14 protein-coding genes are annotated in these 15,836 nt (G+C 71.9%); 5 read left to right on the top strand and 9 right to left on the bottom strand.

The genetic code is table 11. The annotated features are described in order from the left end of the window. Positions 1-20 precede the first annotated feature (20 nt). A complete protein-coding gene (locus ACWG52_RS30825) occupies positions 21-1,523 on the bottom strand; it encodes an SCO1417 family MocR-like transcription factor (protein ID WP_389812631.1) in 1,503 nt (500 codons plus the stop codon). Between the two features lie 225 nt (positions 1,524-1,748). Here ACWG52_RS30825 and ACWG52_RS30820 point away from each other — a divergent pair, with 225 nt between their 5' ends. The 3 genes from ACWG52_RS30820 to ACWG52_RS30810 all read left to right on the top strand — a co-directional run bounded on the left by ACWG52_RS30820 (position 1,749) and on the right by ACWG52_RS30810 (position 4,687). Further along, positions 1,749-2,519, top strand: coding sequence for a glycerophosphodiester phosphodiesterase family protein (locus ACWG52_RS30820; protein ID WP_389812635.1), 771 nt, complete (start codon positions 1,749-1,751; stop codon positions 2,517-2,519). A gap of 67 nt (positions 2,520-2,586) precedes the next feature. After that, complete coding sequence (locus ACWG52_RS30815; RefSeq protein ID WP_390140478.1) at positions 2,587-3,999, top strand: MFS transporter; 1,413 nt, start codon at positions 2,587-2,589, stop codon at positions 3,997-3,999. Positions 4,000-4,312: 313 nt separating this feature from the next. Then, entirely contained in the window at positions 4,313-4,687 is a 375-nt protein-coding gene (locus ACWG52_RS30810) for an RNA polymerase-binding protein RbpA (protein ID WP_007262928.1), read from the top strand. Positions 4,688-4,815: 128 nt separating this feature from the next. On the opposite strand, the gene fxsA is transcribed toward ACWG52_RS30810, so the two are convergent. The 4 genes from fxsA to ACWG52_RS30790 all read right to left on the bottom strand — a co-directional run bounded on the left by fxsA (position 4,816) and on the right by ACWG52_RS30790 (position 8,698). Beyond that, a complete protein-coding gene (gene fxsA / locus ACWG52_RS30805; protein ID WP_389812642.1) occupies positions 4,816-5,388 on the bottom strand; it encodes an FxsA family membrane protein in 573 nt (190 codons plus the stop codon). Positions 5,389-5,467: 79 nt separating this feature from the next. Then, a complete protein-coding gene (locus ACWG52_RS30800; RefSeq protein WP_389812643.1) occupies positions 5,468-6,289 on the bottom strand; it encodes a polyprenol monophosphomannose synthase in 822 nt (273 codons plus the stop codon). Positions 6,290-6,566: 277 nt separating this feature from the next. Continuing rightward, positions 6,567-8,195 (bottom strand): amidohydrolase, encoded by a 1,629-nt coding sequence (locus ACWG52_RS30795; RefSeq protein ID WP_389812646.1) that lies wholly within the window; start codon positions 8,193-8,195, stop codon positions 6,567-6,569. Between the two features lie 62 nt (positions 8,196-8,257). Next, positions 8,258-8,698, bottom strand: coding sequence for an Lrp/AsnC family transcriptional regulator (locus ACWG52_RS30790; protein WP_030011705.1), 441 nt, complete (start codon positions 8,696-8,698; stop codon positions 8,258-8,260). Positions 8,699-8,915: 217 nt separating this feature from the next. On the opposite strand from ACWG52_RS30790, the gene ACWG52_RS30785 reads away from it, so the two are divergent. Beyond that, the gene (locus ACWG52_RS30785) at positions 8,916-9,386 is read left to right on the top strand and encodes a hypothetical protein (protein WP_389812649.1); all 471 of its coding nucleotides are present in this window, start codon (positions 8,916-8,918) and stop codon (positions 9,384-9,386) included. Between the two features lie 16 nt (positions 9,387-9,402). On the opposite strand, the gene ACWG52_RS30780 is transcribed toward ACWG52_RS30785, so the two are convergent. The 3 genes from ACWG52_RS30780 to ACWG52_RS30770 all read right to left on the bottom strand — a co-directional run bounded on the left by ACWG52_RS30780 (position 9,403) and on the right by ACWG52_RS30770 (position 13,120). Beyond that, positions 9,403-10,494 (bottom strand): phosphotransferase family protein, encoded by a 1,092-nt coding sequence (locus ACWG52_RS30780; RefSeq protein ID WP_389812652.1) that lies wholly within the window; start codon positions 10,492-10,494, stop codon positions 9,403-9,405. A gap of 45 nt (positions 10,495-10,539) precedes the next feature. Next, positions 10,540-11,673 (bottom strand): hypothetical protein, encoded by a 1,134-nt coding sequence (locus tag ACWG52_RS30775; RefSeq protein WP_390140476.1) that lies wholly within the window; start codon positions 11,671-11,673, stop codon positions 10,540-10,542. A gap of 961 nt (positions 11,674-12,634) precedes the next feature. Next, on the bottom strand, positions 12,635-13,120 hold the full coding sequence (locus ACWG52_RS30770; RefSeq protein ID WP_390140474.1) for a MarR family winged helix-turn-helix transcriptional regulator: 486 nt from the start codon (positions 13,118-13,120) through the stop codon (positions 12,635-12,637). A 79-nt stretch (positions 13,121-13,199) separates the two neighbouring features. On the opposite strand from ACWG52_RS30770, the gene ACWG52_RS30765 reads away from it, so the two are divergent. Then, complete coding sequence (locus ACWG52_RS30765) at positions 13,200-13,760, top strand: hypothetical protein (protein WP_389812658.1); 561 nt, start codon at positions 13,200-13,202, stop codon at positions 13,758-13,760. An 873-nt stretch (positions 13,761-14,633) separates the two neighbouring features. Here the strand turns inward: ACWG52_RS30765 and ACWG52_RS30760 are convergent. Continuing rightward, entirely contained in the window at positions 14,634-15,806 is a 1,173-nt protein-coding gene (locus ACWG52_RS30760; RefSeq protein WP_033226172.1) for an acyl-CoA dehydrogenase, read from the bottom strand. Positions 15,807-15,836 lie beyond the last annotated feature (30 nt).

The following is a 15,836-nucleotide window of genomic DNA, read 5'->3' as shown; positions in this document are numbered from 1 at the left end:
GCCGGGCGGGGCCGGGCCGACTACGCCACGAACGTGCGCGGCGGCTCCGCCCCGCTGCCGCCCGCGCCCGTGCTCACCAGCCGGGCCGCCGCCGCCAGCCGGGAGGCGGCCTCGTCGGCCACCGGCCCGCCCACGGTGAACGGCAGCCGGACGTAGCCCTCGAAGGCGCCGTCCACACCGAACCTCGGCCCCGAGGGCACCCGTACGCCGACCCGCTCCCCCACCTCGGCCAGCCGCGAACCGGAGAGCCCGCCCGCGCGGGCCCACAGGGTCAGCCCGCCCCGGGGCACCTCGAACTCCCAGTCCGGCAGCTCCCGGCGGACCGCCGCGACCAGCGCGTCGCGGTTCTCCCGGGCCTGCTCGCGGCGGATCCCGACGGCCTCCTGCCAGCCCCCGGTCCGCATCAGCCAGTTCACCGCGAGCTGTTCCAGCACAGGCGTCCCCAGGTCGGCGTAGGCGCGGGCGGCGACCAGGCTGCGGATCACGTCGGGGGCGGCGCGGACCCAGCCGATCCGCATGCCGGCCCAGAAGGCCTTGCTGGCCGAGCCGACGGTGATGACCGTGCTGCCGGCCGGGTCGAAGGAGCACACCGGGCGGGGCATCTCCAGCTCCGGGTCCAGCTGGAGCTCCAGCATGGTCTCGTCCGCCACCAGGACCGTGCCGGCCGAGCGGGCGGCCTCCACCATCGCCCGACGCTGGTCCTCGGAGGCCAGCGCCCCGGTCGGGTTGTGGAAGTCGGCGACCACATAGGCGAGGCGGGGGGCCGAATCGCGCAGCACCTGCCGCCAGACGTCCATGTCCCAGCCGCCGAGGCCGTCGGCCATGGCGACGGGGACGAGGCGGGCCCCGGCGGCGCGCATCAGCTGGAGGATGTTGGCGTAGGAGGGGGACTCGACGGCGATCCGCTCACCGCGGCCGGCGAAGAGGCTGCAAATGGCGTCGATGGCGCCCATCGCGCCCGTGGTGACCATGATCTGCTCGGGCATGGTCGGGATGCCCTGCTCGGTGTAGCGGTCCGCGAGCATCCGGCGCAGCGCGGGCAGCCCCGCCGGGTAGTCCCCGTGGGTGTGGGCGTACGGCGGCAGCTCCTCCAGGGCGCCTTGGACGGCCTTGGTGAGCCAGGGCTCGGGGGCCGGGAGCGCGGCGCAGCCGAGGTCGATCATCGAGCCGAGGGACTCGGGCGGCAGCGGCTCCAGGCCTCGGGCGGGCAGCGGGTTCCCGGCCGGGACGGAGGTCCAGCTGCCGGCGCCGCGACGGGACTCCAGGAAACCCTCGCCGCGCAGGGCCTCGTAGGCGGCCGCGACGGTGGTGCGGCTGAGGGAGAGGGCGACGGCCAGTTCCCGTTCGGCGGGCAGCCGGGCGGCGACCGGGACCCGGCCTTCGAGGACGAGCAGGCGGATGCCGTCGGCGAGGGTCCGGTAGGCGGGGAGCTTGCGCGTCCCGGGGACGCTGGGCCGCTCCTGCTGGGAGGTGATGAGACGGGCGAGCTGTGCGGCACCGACCGCCGAGGTCCATTCGGCCATGCTGTCCGGTCCACCTTCGTCGAATTGGCCTCGCCCTACCGGGGCGCGCCACCGTATTGGATTGCTTCCGCCCCTCCACCCTGTCACGCCGGAGGCCACCCGGACCAGGGGTGGGGGTATCCGCGTCCCCGGTGGCGCGTTCCCGACGGCCGCGACGGCGCGCCGTTCATCACGCAGCCATCGGGCCGCACCCTCCCCACGGGTGACAAGAGGCATACTGCCGCCGTGACGCACGTACGCCTTCGCCATCCGTATCTGGACCACCCGGCTCCGATCCCCTTCGCCCACCGGGGCGGCGCCGCGGACGGGCTGGAGAACACCGCCGCCGCCTTCCGACGGGCCGCCGAAGCGGGCTACCGGTACTTCGAGACCGATGTGCACGCCACGGTGGACGGGAAACTCGTCGCCTTCCACGACTCCACGCTGGACCGGGTCACCGACGGCCAGGGCCGGATCGCCGAACTGCCCTGGAAGCGGATCCGCGAGGCCCGGGTGGGGGGCACCGAGCCGCTGCCGCTCTTCGAGGAGTTGCTGGAGGAGTTCCCGGACGCCCGCTGGAACATCGACATCAAGGCCGAGTCGGCGCTGCACCCGCTGGTCAACCTGATCGCTCGGGCCAGGCTCTGGGACCGGGTCTGCGTGGGCTCGTTCTCGGAGAGCCGGGTGGCCCGCGCCCAGAAGATCGCCGGGCCCCGGCTGGCGACCTCCTACGGCGTACGTGGGGTGCTCGGCCTGCGGCTGCGTTCGTACGCGATCCCCGCGGCGCTGCGCGTGGGCGCGGTGGCCGCGCAGGTGCCGGAGACCCAGGCGGGCATCCGCGTGGTCGACCGCCGGTTCGTACGGACCGCGCACGAGCGGGGACTCCAGGTACACGTGTGGACCGTGAACGAACCGGAACGTATGGAGGCTCTCCTCGACCTGGGTGTCGATGGCATCATGACCGACCGGATCGACATCTTGCGCACGGTGCTGGACGGGCGCGGGGCCTGGGCCTGACTCGCCCTCCACCCCCTGCCCGGGCCGGAATGCCGTTGCGGAACGGGACCAGCGAGGGGGACGCCGCATGAGTGCGGACGAGAGCAGCAGGACCGAGGAAGCGGAACCCGGGGCTGAGGACGGGAGAGCCGCGCCCGGCACGGTGGCGGCCACCGCGGCCGGGGCCGCCGAGCGCAAGCGCGAGCAGCGGGGCTGGTATTTCTACGACTTCGCCGTCTCGGTCTACTCGGCGAGCGTGCTGACGGTGTTCCTCGGGCCCTACCTGACGGCCGTGGCCAAGTCGGCCGCGGACGCCGAGGGCTTCGTGCACCCGCTGGGCATCCCGGTGCGCGCCGGATCCTTCTTCGCCTACTCGGTCTCGGCCTCGGTGATCCTGGCCGTCCTGCTGATGCCGCTGGTGGGGGCCGTCGCCGACCGGACCGGGCGCAAGAAGCCGCTGCTGGCGGCGGCCGCGTACACGGGCGCCGGGGCGACCGCGGCGATGTTCTTCCTGGGTGGCGAGCGCTATCTGCTGGGCGGCCTGCTGCTCGTCGTGGCGAACGCCTCCCTGTCCGTCTCGATGGTGCTCTACAACGCCTATCTGCCGCAGATCTCCACCCCCGACGAGCGGGACACCGTCTCCTCGCGGGGCTGGGCCTTCGGCTACACCGCCGGCTCGGTGATGCTGGTGGTGAACCTGGTGCTCTACATGGGGCACGACTCCTTCGGCCTGTCCGAGGGCATGGCGATCCGGATCTGTCTGGCCTCCGCCGGTCTGTGGTGGGGCGCCTTCGCGCTGATCCCGTTGCGCCGGCTGCGGGACCGGGCCGTGGTGCGGGAGCCGGGCGCGGCGCCGGCCGTCAGCGGCTGGAAGCAGCTCGTGGCCACCCTGAAGGACATGCGGCGCTACCCGCTGACCCTGTCGTTCCTTTTGGCGTACCTGATCTACAACGACGGCGTGCAAACCGTGATCTCCCAGGCCTCCATCTACGGCTCGGAGGAGCTGGAGCTGGAGCAGTCCACCCTGATCGGGGCGGTGCTGCTGGTGCAGATCCTGGCGGTGGCGGGCGCCCTGGGCATGGGCCGTCTCGCCCGGATCTACGGAGCCAAGCGGACGATCCTGGGCTCGCTGGCCGCGTGGGCGGTGACGCTGGCGGCCGGATACTTCCTGCCGGCGCGGACGCCGGTGTGGTTCTTCGCGCTCGCCGCGATGATCGGGCTGGTGCTGGGCGGCAGCCAGGCCCTGTCGCGCTCGCTGTTCTCGCACCTGGTGCCGGCGGGCAAGGAGGCCGAGTACTTCTCGGCGTACGAGATGAGCGACCGCGGCCTGAGCTGGGTGGGGCCCCTGGTGTTCGGCCTGACGTACCAGCTCACGGGCAGCTACCGGGACGCGATCATCTCGCTGGTGGTCTTCTTCGCACTGGGATTCGTGCTCCTGGCGCGAGTGCCGGTGCGGCGCGCGGTGGAGGCGGCAGGCAATCCTGTACCGGAGCGGATCTGAGCGTGGGTCCGCGAGTGCGCCCCGCCCGGATCTACGAACGAATTCCGAACGAATTTAGACGTCGAAGCAAAGGGCCGGTAGTGTACGCCTTTGGCCTGCCAGGCGGACCGTTACTGCGCGCTCAAGAAGCGTGGACGTTGGGTGACATCTGCTGCCAGATGTGACAAAACGGGCACTGGTGGGTACAACAAGGGGCGGCACGACGGGCGACGCACGACCCGGAGCGGGAATCTATACCGCCGACCGGACGTTGACCGGATGACGACGACAGCGACACCTGTCCTGTGGGCGACAAGCCCGGGAGGCACGATTCATGAGTGAGCGAGCTCTCCGCGGTACGCGCCTCGTGGTTACCAGCTACGAGACGGACCGCGGCATCGATCTGGCCCCGCGCCAGGCGGTGGAGTACGCATGCCAGAACGGACATCGATTTGAGATGCCGTTCTCGGTTGAGGCAGAAATTCCGCCGGAGTGGGAGTGCAAGGCGTGCGGCGCCATGGCACTCCTGGTGGACGGGGATGGGCCCGAAGAGAAGAAGGGCAAGCCTGCGCGAACGCACTGGGACATGCTCATGGAGCGACGCACCCGCGAGGAGCTGGAGGAAGTGCTGGCCGAAAGGCTGGCGGTCCTGCGTTCCGGCGCCATGAACATTGCCGTGCATCCGCGGGACAGCCGCAAGTCCGCCTGACAGCCGGACGGATACACAAGCCGAGGGGCCCCGCCACACAGTGTGTGGCGGGGCCCCTCGGCTTTCTCCTGGGCTTTTCCGTGGACAGGCTCCGTGGACGGACGGGCCTGGACGGGCCTGGACGGGCCTTACGGGGTCAGCGGCGGCCGGTAGGCGGCATCCGGTCCGTCCTGCTGCCCCGGGCGGTCCTCGCGGATGACCTCGCCCTGGACGACCTTGCCGTCGGGGTAGTGGATCCGGGCCTGCTGGAAGGCGTCACCGAAGCTACCGGCGGGGGCCGAGGCCATCTTCCGCTCCAGCGAGCGGGTCGCCCGGCGGCCGATCCAGGCCCGGACGGGCGGCAGCAGCAGGACCAGCCCGGCCACGTCGGAGATCAGCCCGGGGAGCATCAGGAGCAGACCCGCCAGCATCGTCAGGCCGTTGCCCTGGCCGGGCTGCTGCGGCGTGGGCTGCTGCCCCTGCTGCGCCTGCTGGAAGGTGCTCGCCAGGTTCTTGAAGGCACGCCGTCCGGCCCGCTTGATCACCACCGCGCCCAGGACCATGCCGCCCGCGAGCAGCGCGGCCACGGCGAGCCCGCCGGCCACGTCCGCGACCAGGGTGAGCAGCCAGATCTCCAGGATCAGCCAGGCGGCGATCGCCAGGGGGAGGAACGTACGGGCGGGCGAGCGCCGCCGGGGGGCCGTGGAAATGCCGGTCGTCATACCATCCAGTGTGCCTGGGCCCGCATAAAAGCGACCTCAGCCGGAGGTACCGGACACCCCCTAGGGGGCGTCGTACCGGTCAGGCCCCGGCGCCCTTGCCACTGTCCTTGCCGCCGTCCTTGCCGAGCAGCTTGGAGGCCTGGGCCTTGAGGCCCCACTGGGTGACCCGCCACAGCGCCTCGACCAGGATGTCCTTGCTCATCTTGCTGTCGCCGAACTCACGCTCGACGAACGTGATCGGGACCTCCACCACGCGGAAACCCTTCTGCACGGCCCTGCGCGCCAGGTCGACCTGGAAGCAGTAGCCCGCCGAGGCCACCTCGTCCAGGCCCAGCCCCTCCAGGGTCTCCCGGCGGAAGGCCCGGTAGCCGCCGGTCACGTCCCGCATCGGGAGGTTCAGCATCAGCCGGGAGTACGTCGAACCGCCGCGCGAGATGAACTCGCGGCTCTTGGGCCAGTTCACCACCCGTCCGCCCGGCACCCAGCGGGAGCCCAGGACCAGGTCCGCGCCGGCCAGCGCGGTCAGCAGGCGGGGCAGTTCCTCGGGCTGGTGGGAGCCGTCGGCGTCCATCTCGACGATCACCCCGTAGCCCTGCTCCAGAGCCCGGACGAAGCCCGCCAGGTAGGCGGCGCCCAGCCCCTCCTTGCCCTTGCGGTGCAGCACGTGGACGTGGTCGTCACCGGCCGCCAGCTCGTCGGCGAGCTTGCCGGTGCCGTCCGGGCTGTTGTCGTCCGCGACGAGAATGTGGGCCTCGGGCACGGCCGCGCGCACACGCCCGACGATCAGCCCGATGTTCTCCGCCTCGTTGTAGGTCGGAATGATCACCAAGGCCGTACCGAGCGGTCCGTAGCTCCGCTTTCCGCCGTCGCTCACCGAGTCCCCCTTTGTGCTCTCGCACATCCTGTACGTCTGGTCGCAGAGGATGACTTTAGAACAGTGGCCGGGGCCCGCGGTCCTTCGGGCCGGTCGGACGCCCGCTGGCTGCGGGCCGCCGTGACCGTTGTCTACTGGACCGCGGACCCCGACATGGGGCCACCCGCCGCCCGGCGAAACCTTCCCTCGCCCCCGAGGCGCGGGCGCGCTGCGCAGACGGAGCCGTCCGGCACGGACATCCTGTGGTGGACCCGGCCGAACCTATCCGGGTCCGACCGCCCGTACCGAACCGAGGCCCGCCGGATCACCCCTGTGGGCGTACGAATACCTCCCGCCCACCGACGACGGTGGCGAGACACACCGGCAGGTCGGATCCGGGGGTCAGGTCGGGCAGTCCGGGGGTGCCCGAACGGGGATCGGTGGACCAGCGGGCCACCCGGTCGTCGGGGGCCTGGACCACCAGGTCACCCGTCTGCCAGACGGCGTAGTCGGCCGGCGCGCCGGGGACGAGAACGCCCGCGTCGTCGCGCCCCAGCGCCCGCCAACCGCCCCGCGTGTGGGCCGTGAAGGCGGCCCGTACGGAGATCCGGTGCTCGGGGGTCCGGTGGAAGGCCGCCGCCCTGACGGTGCCCCACGGGTCGAGCGGGGTGACCGGCGCGTCCGAGCCGAAGGCCAACGGGACACCGGCCTTGAGCATGGCCGCGTACGGATTGAGGGTGCGGGCGCGCGCGGCGCCGAGCCGGTCGACGTACATACCGTCCTCGCCGCCCCAGGCCGCGTCGAACGCGGGCTGCACCGAGGCGGTCAACCCCAGCTCCGCGAACGCGGCGATGGTGGCGGGCGTCATCATCTCCGCGTGCTCCACCCGATGCCGGGCGGCGCGGACACGGGCCAGGCCGACCTTCTCGGCGGCCGCCCGGACGCCCTCGACGACGGCGGTGATCGCCGCGTCCCCGATGGCGTGGAACCCGGCCTGGAGACCCTCCTCCGTGCAGGCGGCCACGTGTTCGGTGACGGCGCGCACGTCGAGGTACTCGGTGCCGGTGTGCGCGGCGTCCGCGTACGGGGCGTGCAGGCAGGCGGTGTGCGAGCCGAGGGCTCCGTCGACGAACAGGTCTCCGGCGGCCCCGACGGCCCCGAGCTCCTTGGCCAGCGCGAGGTCCCGGTCGGCCCAGTACCCGAAGACGCGCGGCCCGGGCCGCTCGGCGGCCAGGGCGAGCAGGCCGGTGAAGTCCTCGGCCGAGGAGATCTCGGGCCCGCCGCACTCGTGGACGGAGCCGATCCCGAGGGACGCGGCCCGTTCGAGGGCGGCCCGCTGCGCCTCGGCCCGCTGCGCGGGGGTGACGGCGGCCAGCGCGGCCCGCCGTACGGCGTGGTGGTCGTCGGCGGTCAGCGGCCGGTCGCCGTCGGGCCGTACCTGCGGGACGAGGGCGAGCAGGGCGGTGGTGACCACGGCCGAGTGCACGTCGACACGGCTGAGGTAGAGCGGGCGGCCGCCCGTGGCCTCGTCGAGCTCGGCGCGGTACGGGGCCCGGCGCTCGGGCCAGCGGGCGGCGTCCCAGCCGTGCCCGAGGAGCACCCGGTCGGCCGGACGGCTCGCGGCGTACGCGCGGACGAGGTCCAGCGCGGCGGACAGGGTGCGCGCGCCGGAGAGGTCCAGCCCGGTGAGGGCCAGACCCGCGGAGGTGGTGTGGACGTGGGCGTCGGTGAAGGCCGGAGTGACGAGCGCACCGCCGAGGTCGACGACCTCGTCCACGCCCTGCGCGAAGGCGTCCGCGGCGCCCTCGGAACCGACCCAGGCGATGCGGCCGCGCTCGACGACCATCGCGGTGGCGAAGGGATCGGCGGGGCTGTGCACCTCGCCCCCGCGGAGGAGAACGGTCCTGGTCGATGCTCCGGCGGCGTCGGCGGAGTGGGCGGTGCGGTCAGTCATGCCGACCAGTGTCCCGCGTCGCCCACCCCGGCCCCACCACCGGGTCCCCGCTCGGGCTCGGTTCAGACGCGGGGCGGGCGCGCCTCGTAGGGGGTGGACAGGACGACCGTCGTGCGCGTCGAGACGTGGGCGAGGGCGCGCAGGCGGCCCAGGAGGTCTTCCAGCTCCAGGGGGGTGGCGACGCGCACCTTCAGGATGTAGTTCTCGTCGCCCGCGACGCTGTGGCAGGCCTCGATCTCGGGGACGCCGGCCAGCCGGTCGGCGATGTCGTCGGGAGCACTCGGGTCGAAGGGCTTGACCGAGATGAACGCGGTCAGCGGCAGGCCCACGGCCTCCGGATCGACCACGGCCGCGTAGCCGCGGATGACCCCGCGCTGCTCCAGACGTCGTACTCGCTGATGGACTGCCGACGTGGACAGTCCCGTGGCCTTGCCCAGATCCGTGTAACTCATCCGCCCGTCCCGCACGAGCAGATCAACGATCTGGCGGTCCAGCTCCTCCATTGCGCTCATAGCCGCTCAACTTAAGGCCCAAGGGCACTCCAGGCCCAGTGCTGTCCGCCCACTGGAGGCATCTGCGGCAGGCATGTGACCAAGGCCACAGGGGTATGCAGGTGGAGGCCTGTCTGTTGTGGTTACTCGTGACGCTCGACGGGAATTGGTTGCTGTGGCCGAGGCCGAAGAACCTGCCCGCCCGGCCCACCCAAGGGGGAGTACATCCATGCTGAACACCAAGCGCGCCGGTCGCACCGAACCGGAGCCCCTGGAACCGCTCGATCCAGGGAACGGAACGTACCCGGACGACGGCGATTACCTCGACGAGATCGAGGGATTCGAGATCCATCACGCGATCTGCCCCGACTGCGGCCAGTCGATCGCCCTCGTCGCGGACGAGGAGTACCTGCCCCAGCACGCCCTCTGCCTGACCCCGTGGAACCCCTTCGGCCTCACCGTGTGCGCGGGCACCGGCCGGCCCGCGAGCGACGCGCTGCCCACCGTCGGCATGATCCAGCCGGTGGAGGCGCAGGAGTTCGAATCCGTCGTCCTGTCGACCCTGCCCCAGGGCCTGGACTGGCGGACGCAGCCGTTCTCGCACGTCGGCGGCCCGGGCTCGCGTCCGGTCCGTGTGGTGAGCCCCGCGCTGCCGCGGCCGCAGGCGCAGACGCGGCAGCAGCACGCGCAGGCGGCCTGACGGCCGCTCCGCTCCCCTACCAGTACGTTCCCTGCACCATGGCGGCCAGAGTGGCATGGTGCAGGATCAGGCTGTCCGGGTCCGCCGGGACCTCGACCTCGCCGAAGTGGGCCTGCCGGTAGGCGATGCGCAGCATGACGATCCCGTGCCGCAGGGCCGCGTAGAGGGTGTGGAACTCCATGTCCCGCGGGGTGTGGCCGGTGAGTTCGGCGTAGCGGCGCTCCAGGTCCTCACGGCGCAGGAAGTCCGGCAGGCCGGGCTGGCCGAAGCCGACCGTGAGGTCCTGGAAGAACCGGTGCAGGTAGACGGTCCAGCCGAGGTCCACCTCGCGGGGGGCGTACGCCGCCATCTCCCAGTCCAGGACGGCCACCGGCGTGAACCCGTCGTAGATGACGTTGCCGATCCGGGCGTCGCCCCAGTTCAGGACGGCGGGACCCTCGTCCTGCGGCCACAGCTCCTCCAGCCGGGCGAACGCCCGCTCGATGAGCGGGGACGGGGCGAGTCCGCCCACCACCCACGCGTAGTAGGCGCGTTGGGCGTCCACGTGCCGACGCAGGGGTGTGCCCTCGCTGTCGGGAAGGAGGAACTCGGCTTCCTTGGACGGGAATTGGTCGTGCAGCCGGGCCAGCAGCGAGATGCTCTCCTCCTGGAGGGCGGCACGCTCGGCGTCGGTGGCGGCGTGCAGCCAGTTGCCCTCGTAGGTGTAGGGCATGACATCGGGCGGGACCCGCCCCTCCGCGCGGGCCATCACGAAGAACGGCGCCCCGAGCGGCCCCGGATCCGCCTCCAGCCACTGCACCCGCGGGACGGGCACGTCCGTGTGCTTGCCGACCAGGCTCATCACGCGGTGCTGGCGCGGCATGTCGTACGTGGGGAAGACGGTGTAGGCGGCCGGGTCGGCGGCGAGTCGCAGCGCGCAGGCCCGCAGCGGGGTGTCGGGGTGCTCTATGTCGAAGAGCAGGGTCTCGCTGGACATCCCGTTGGATCCGGGGACGGAGACGTTCGTGACCCGCGCGCCGGGGAGCCTGACGTCCAGCCAGGCGGCGAGGCGCCGACCGAGTTCCTCGGGCTCCCGGGTGGAGGTGCGCGGACGTGGTGCGGTGGCCATGGTTGAGCCCCTTTCCTACGGGTCCTGGTGCTACGGGTCCTGGTCCTACTGGGCGACGGAGGAGTAGTCGGCGAAGCCGCTCGGGTCGTGGCGTCCGAAGCTGCCGTGCTCGAAGATGCCGTGGCCGATCTGCCCGTCGAGGGTGAAGCGAGCCGAGTGGTCGGTCACCCCGAAGGCGGCCATCGGATGCGCCGCGGGGTCGGAGAGGTCGTAGACGCGGCGGTCGCTCCAGCCACGGCCCTGCCAGGTGCCGTGCTGCCAGTCGCCGGCGGGCGGGTAGCCGGCGCCGACGGCGAGGGGGGAGGAGTTGAGGATCTCCACACCCAGTTCGAGGGGCTTGCGGGAGGGGTCCGTCAGGTGGACCACGGCCCGCTCGGGGTGCCGACTGCCGGGCCGGTAGCGGATCTCGGTGTGCGGCCAGCCGAGTTGGACGTCGTGGCGGCCACTGCCTTCGGGGAAGACCTGCACGGCCTCGTTCAGGGTGCGGTGGCCGTCGGCGTCCTCCTGGGCGATGACCATGACGAAGCGGTCCTCGAACCGGACCGGGATCCACAGCCAATGGAAGCCCTCGGGGCGGTACTCCTCGGCCGCGCGCCCCCCTTCCTCGCCGGGGATCGGCCGCACGCCCCAGCTCCGGTCGCGGGTCCCGGTCCACTCCCCCGGCGTGAGGGTGAACTCCTCCCCCTTGGCCCGGATGGTGCCGGTGACCTGGCCGGCCTGTACGAAGCGGCGGCCTTCCAGCATGAGGCGGTCACCTCGCCGCTGGACGTGGTGCGGCTCCCAGACGGCCGGGAACTCGGCGGTCCAGGTGATGTCGTACGAGAGGCCGCGCGGGTCGGCCGGGTCGGCGGCGCAGCGCAGCGTGAGCTGCTTGAGCGGCACGTCGACGGTGATGGACAACGGCCCCACCGAGAGGTTCGTCCGGTCGTCGCCGAGGGCGTCGGAGGCCCGGACGGCGAGCAGCTCATCGCCGACGCGGAGGGTGGCGTAGGCGTCGATGACCCCGGCGTTGGGGTAGACGCCGAGGCCGAGTATCAGGACGGCGCGGCCGGCGTGGTCGAAGACGTGGAAGATGCACCGGTCGTAGGCGTTGCGGTCGCCGCTGACGACGTGCTTCATCGACAAGGGCGCCTGATGGATGGGGTATTCGTCGAGCGCGACGGGCCGGTCGGCGGACATGGCGAACCTCCTGGACGGACGGCTTCGGGGATTTCGGGGCGGCTGCGGGCGGCCGTTGACGGCTGCGGAACGGCTCCGAGGTGCGGCTCGGCTGGATATGACGGTACGTCAGAAACCATCTCTGAGGCCACCCTTCTGGCACGCTCTGACAGAGCGGCGCGACGTGCCGGGGGGCTGCGGGGGAAGCGGGAGCCGGCGGGGCGGGGGTGGGGACGGCGGGTCCACTCGATCCGCATCAGGGTGGGGTACGGGGGTTTCCCGTCAGTCCCATCGTCCCTCCGGGTCGGGCCGGTCCCTCAAGGGCGCTCCTTCGTCGCGTCGCTTCGCGATGGCCTGCGGCCACCCTTGACCGACCGTCCCGCCCCGGAGAAACGAAAGACTGCCGAGAAGCCCCCAGAAGAACGAGCCGGTCGAAGCTTTCAGGGACGGGGACATCACAGCCCCTCAGGGAGATCCAGGTGGGCACGACCCCGAGACGAGGCCCATCCGGACCACGGCCCGCGCCGGGGACGCGCATCCGATCGCTACACGCTCCTCATCTCTCAGCGCCTCCAGCCCGTCCTGGGCTGGACATAGGCCGCCTCGGATCGCTACGCGCGCCTCCATGACCGCGACCGACCGTTGTTGGGGGCTGCAGTCCGGCAGGGGCTGGGACGTGACAAAGTCGCTTGGTCCGCTTGCCGGACGGTCTTGCCGCAACTACATCGCCGCATTCGCCTTATGGGCATCGAGAAGGCGATGGCGTCGACGCCGCATGTGCATGCACCCCTGGACTGGCCTTCGCTCGCCGAGTTCGTCCCCTTCGAGGACTAGGGTCGGGCACGAAAGCGCCGGTCACAGCCATTCGTTGACGTTTGCGACCAGTCGCACGCCTCACCCGGTCCGCCGAGCACCCGGATCACCTCCAGGACGGGCCCGAACTGCGGGGAGTCGGATCCCCACGCCCCACAACGGGTGACCATCACAGGCCCTGGGCCGTCCCCTTCGGATCACCGCTGCGGTTCTCCTCAGCCAGGGCGAGCGCGGCCTCGCGCATGACGGCAACGGTTCCGGTGAGCCAGCGGCCGACGGCGGCCAGTTCGGATTCGTCGAGACCTTGCACCACTTCGGCCATCCCTGCCGTCATCGGGGCCATGGCCGCACCCACGACGCGGCGGTGCGCGGCTGTGGCGGTCAGGGTGAACCGGCGGCGGTCGCCGGGATCTCTGGCGCGTTCGACGTATCCGAGAGCGGCAAGCCGGTCGATGATCTTGGTGATGGCGGCGTTGCTGAGGCCGGTTTCGCCGACGAGCCGACCCGGGGTGGTGCCGGGGGTGCGGGCGATGATGCCAAGCACCTTGTGCTCGGTGGCGTTGACGTGCAGCCGGGCCGCGAGCTGCTCGTGGTAGAGCACCACCCACAGGCTGAGCTCGTGGCCCAGCGTGGCGCCGTCCCGTTCGGTACTCATGCCGGCCAGCGTACAAGTCTTTCACTTTGGTGAAGAAAACTCCTTCACCAAAGTGAAAGGATGTGATGGGATCAGTCGCATGACCACACCCCAGGCACCGACCCGTTCGCGCCCGCGTCACCCCGGTCCGCCCTCGGCTTCGCTGCTCGGCCGCGTGTACCTCGCCGCCCTGATCACCCACCTGCCGATCTTGGCGGTGCTCCTCGCGCCCCAGGGCCGCAGCCGGGTCAGCTCGGAAAGCACGGCTGGATTACTGAACGCGCTCCTGGTCGGGCTCGTCATCGCGGCCGTGATCCTGGTGCCCGCGGTCTGCGCCCGGGTCGCCCCGGCGGGCCCGCGATGGCAGCCCGGGAACGCGCTCGCCGGAGTCCGCGCCCTGATCCGCACCGACCGACGGGCCTGGCTGCTGCGGCTCGGGGAGTTGACCGCCCTCTACACCGCCGCCCAGCTCCTGGGTGGGCTCGTCGCCCAGTTCCTTCCGTACATCTGGGAGAACCCGCTGTACGGCACTGAACCGGGTGCGACGCAGTGGGAGTTCCACTACGTGCACTTCGCTCTCCAAGGCGTCGTCATCTACCTGGCGGTGTGCGCGGCGACCGCGTGGTACGCCTGCCGGTTGCGGCAGCTGCTGGAGGACTGATCCGCAGCGGGCCGAGTCGCGAAAGCCGGAGTGACGCCACCGCACCCGAACGGTGGCGATCGGGGCGACCACGACGAAACGGCCGCCACGCCGTGCCGTCCCGGACACGGGTCAGTCGCCTCCGATGAGGAGCATCCGAGGATCGTAGGCGGCCTGTGACCAGCCCCGGACGGTCGTCGGACGCTGAGAGATGAGGAGCGCGTGGCGATCGGATGCGCTCCCCCGAACCGGTCCGGCCCTCTGTGGGACTCGCCTCTCGGTCGTGCTCACCAGGGGCTGCCCTGGGGGGCTGTGATGTCCCCGTCCTTCACGCCTTGGACCGGCTCGTTCTTTTGGGGGCTTCTCGGCAGTCTTTCGTTTCTCCGGGGCGGGACGGTCGGTCAAGGGTGGAGCGCAGCGACATCGCGAAGCGACGCGACCGGAGGGAGCGCCCTTGAGGGACCGGCCCGACCCGGAGGGACGATGGGACTGACGGGAAACCCCCATACACAGCTCTGATGCGGATCGAGTGGACCCCGCTCCCCGAAGCCCCCGCCCTGCCGGCCACCGCCCCGCCCCCGGCGACATCTCGAACGGATAGCCGCACCCCGGGGGCGATTACCCGGCCCTTCGGTTCCGCGTTGGCCGGGTATGACCATGCTTCAGTCTTCAACGGGCCGAAGGCGGCGCCCGGCGGCGCCGGGTTTCGAAGAATCGGTTCAGCGTCCGCGTGAGCAGGCGCAGCAGGTGCCGGACCCGCCGATCTACCGGGATCTGCTGGCGCGGTGGGCCGATGCCGGCCGGACGTTGCCCGGCCGGCGTGATCCGGAGTGGTCGCGGCTGACGTCCTCACCGGTCTGGCCCAGCACCAGCAGCGGGCTGTACTGACCTCGGTCAGCGCGTCTCCGGGCCCGCCAGGTGGCGGGCGATGACCATGCGCTGGATCTGGTTGGTGCCCTCCACGATCTGGAGCACCTTGGCCTCGCGCATGAGGCGCTCGACGGGGAAGTCCGCCGTGTAGCCGTATCCGCCCAGGACCTGCACCGCGTCGGTGGTGACGGCCATCGCCGCGTCCGTGCAGAACAGCTTGGCCATGGCCGCCTGGCGGGAGAACGGCTTGCCCGCGTCACGCAGCCGTGCGGCGGCGAGGTAGAGCGCCCGGCCCGCCTCGATCTTGGTGGCCATGTCGGCCAGCATGAAGCGCAGCCCCTGGAAGTCCGCGATCGGGTGCCCGAACTGCTTGCGGTCCAGGGCGTACGTGAGGGCCTCGTCCAGCGCGGCCTGGGCGACGCCGATGGCGCAGGCGGCGATGCCGAGGCGGCCGGCGTCCAGCGCGGCCAGGGCGATGCTGAAGCCCTGCCCCTCCTCGCCGATGCGGCGGGCGTCGGGGACGCGTACGCCGTCGAAGTGCAGCTGGGCGGTGGGCGAGCCCTTCATGCCCATCTTCTTCTCGGGCACGGCCGCGGTCAGGCCCTCGACGTCCCCGGGGACCAGGAAGGCCGTGATGCCCTTGGGGCCCTCGGCGCCGGTGCGCGCGAGGACGGTGTAGAAGTCGGCGACACCGCCGTGGGTGATCCAGGCCTTGGTGCCGGTGATGATCCAGTCGTCGCCGTCGCGCACCGCCTTGGTGGTGAGCGAGGCGGCGTCGGAGCCGGCGGCCGGCTCGGAGAGGCAGTAAGCGCCCAGCAGGCCGCCGCCGAGCATCGCGGGCAGGTGGGCGCTCTGCTGCTCCTTGGTGCCGTAGCCGGCGAGGCCGTGGCAGGCCAGGGAGTGCACGCTGACGCCGAGGCCGACGGTCAGGCGGGCCGCGGCGAGCTCCTCCAGGACCTGGAGGTAGACCTCGTACGGCTGCTCGCCGCCGCCGAATTCCCCGGGGTAGGGAAGGCCGAGCAGGCCGGCCTCGGAGAGCAGGGTGAAGACTTCCCGCGGGAAGCGGCCGGAGTCCTCCTCCTCGGCTGCCTTGGGGCGGATCTCGCGCTGCGCGATCTCGCGTACGAGGGCGAGGAGGTCCCGGGACTCCTCGGTGGGCAGCTGTCGGTCCACCGGCTGCGGGGCGCGGTCTGTCATGGCGGCGCTCTCCTCCCTGGTCGGGCACGG

The sequence above is a fragment of the Streptomyces sp. CLCI03 genome, assembly GCF_053615355.1.
This window is presented reverse-complemented; position numbering and strand designations above follow the sequence as displayed.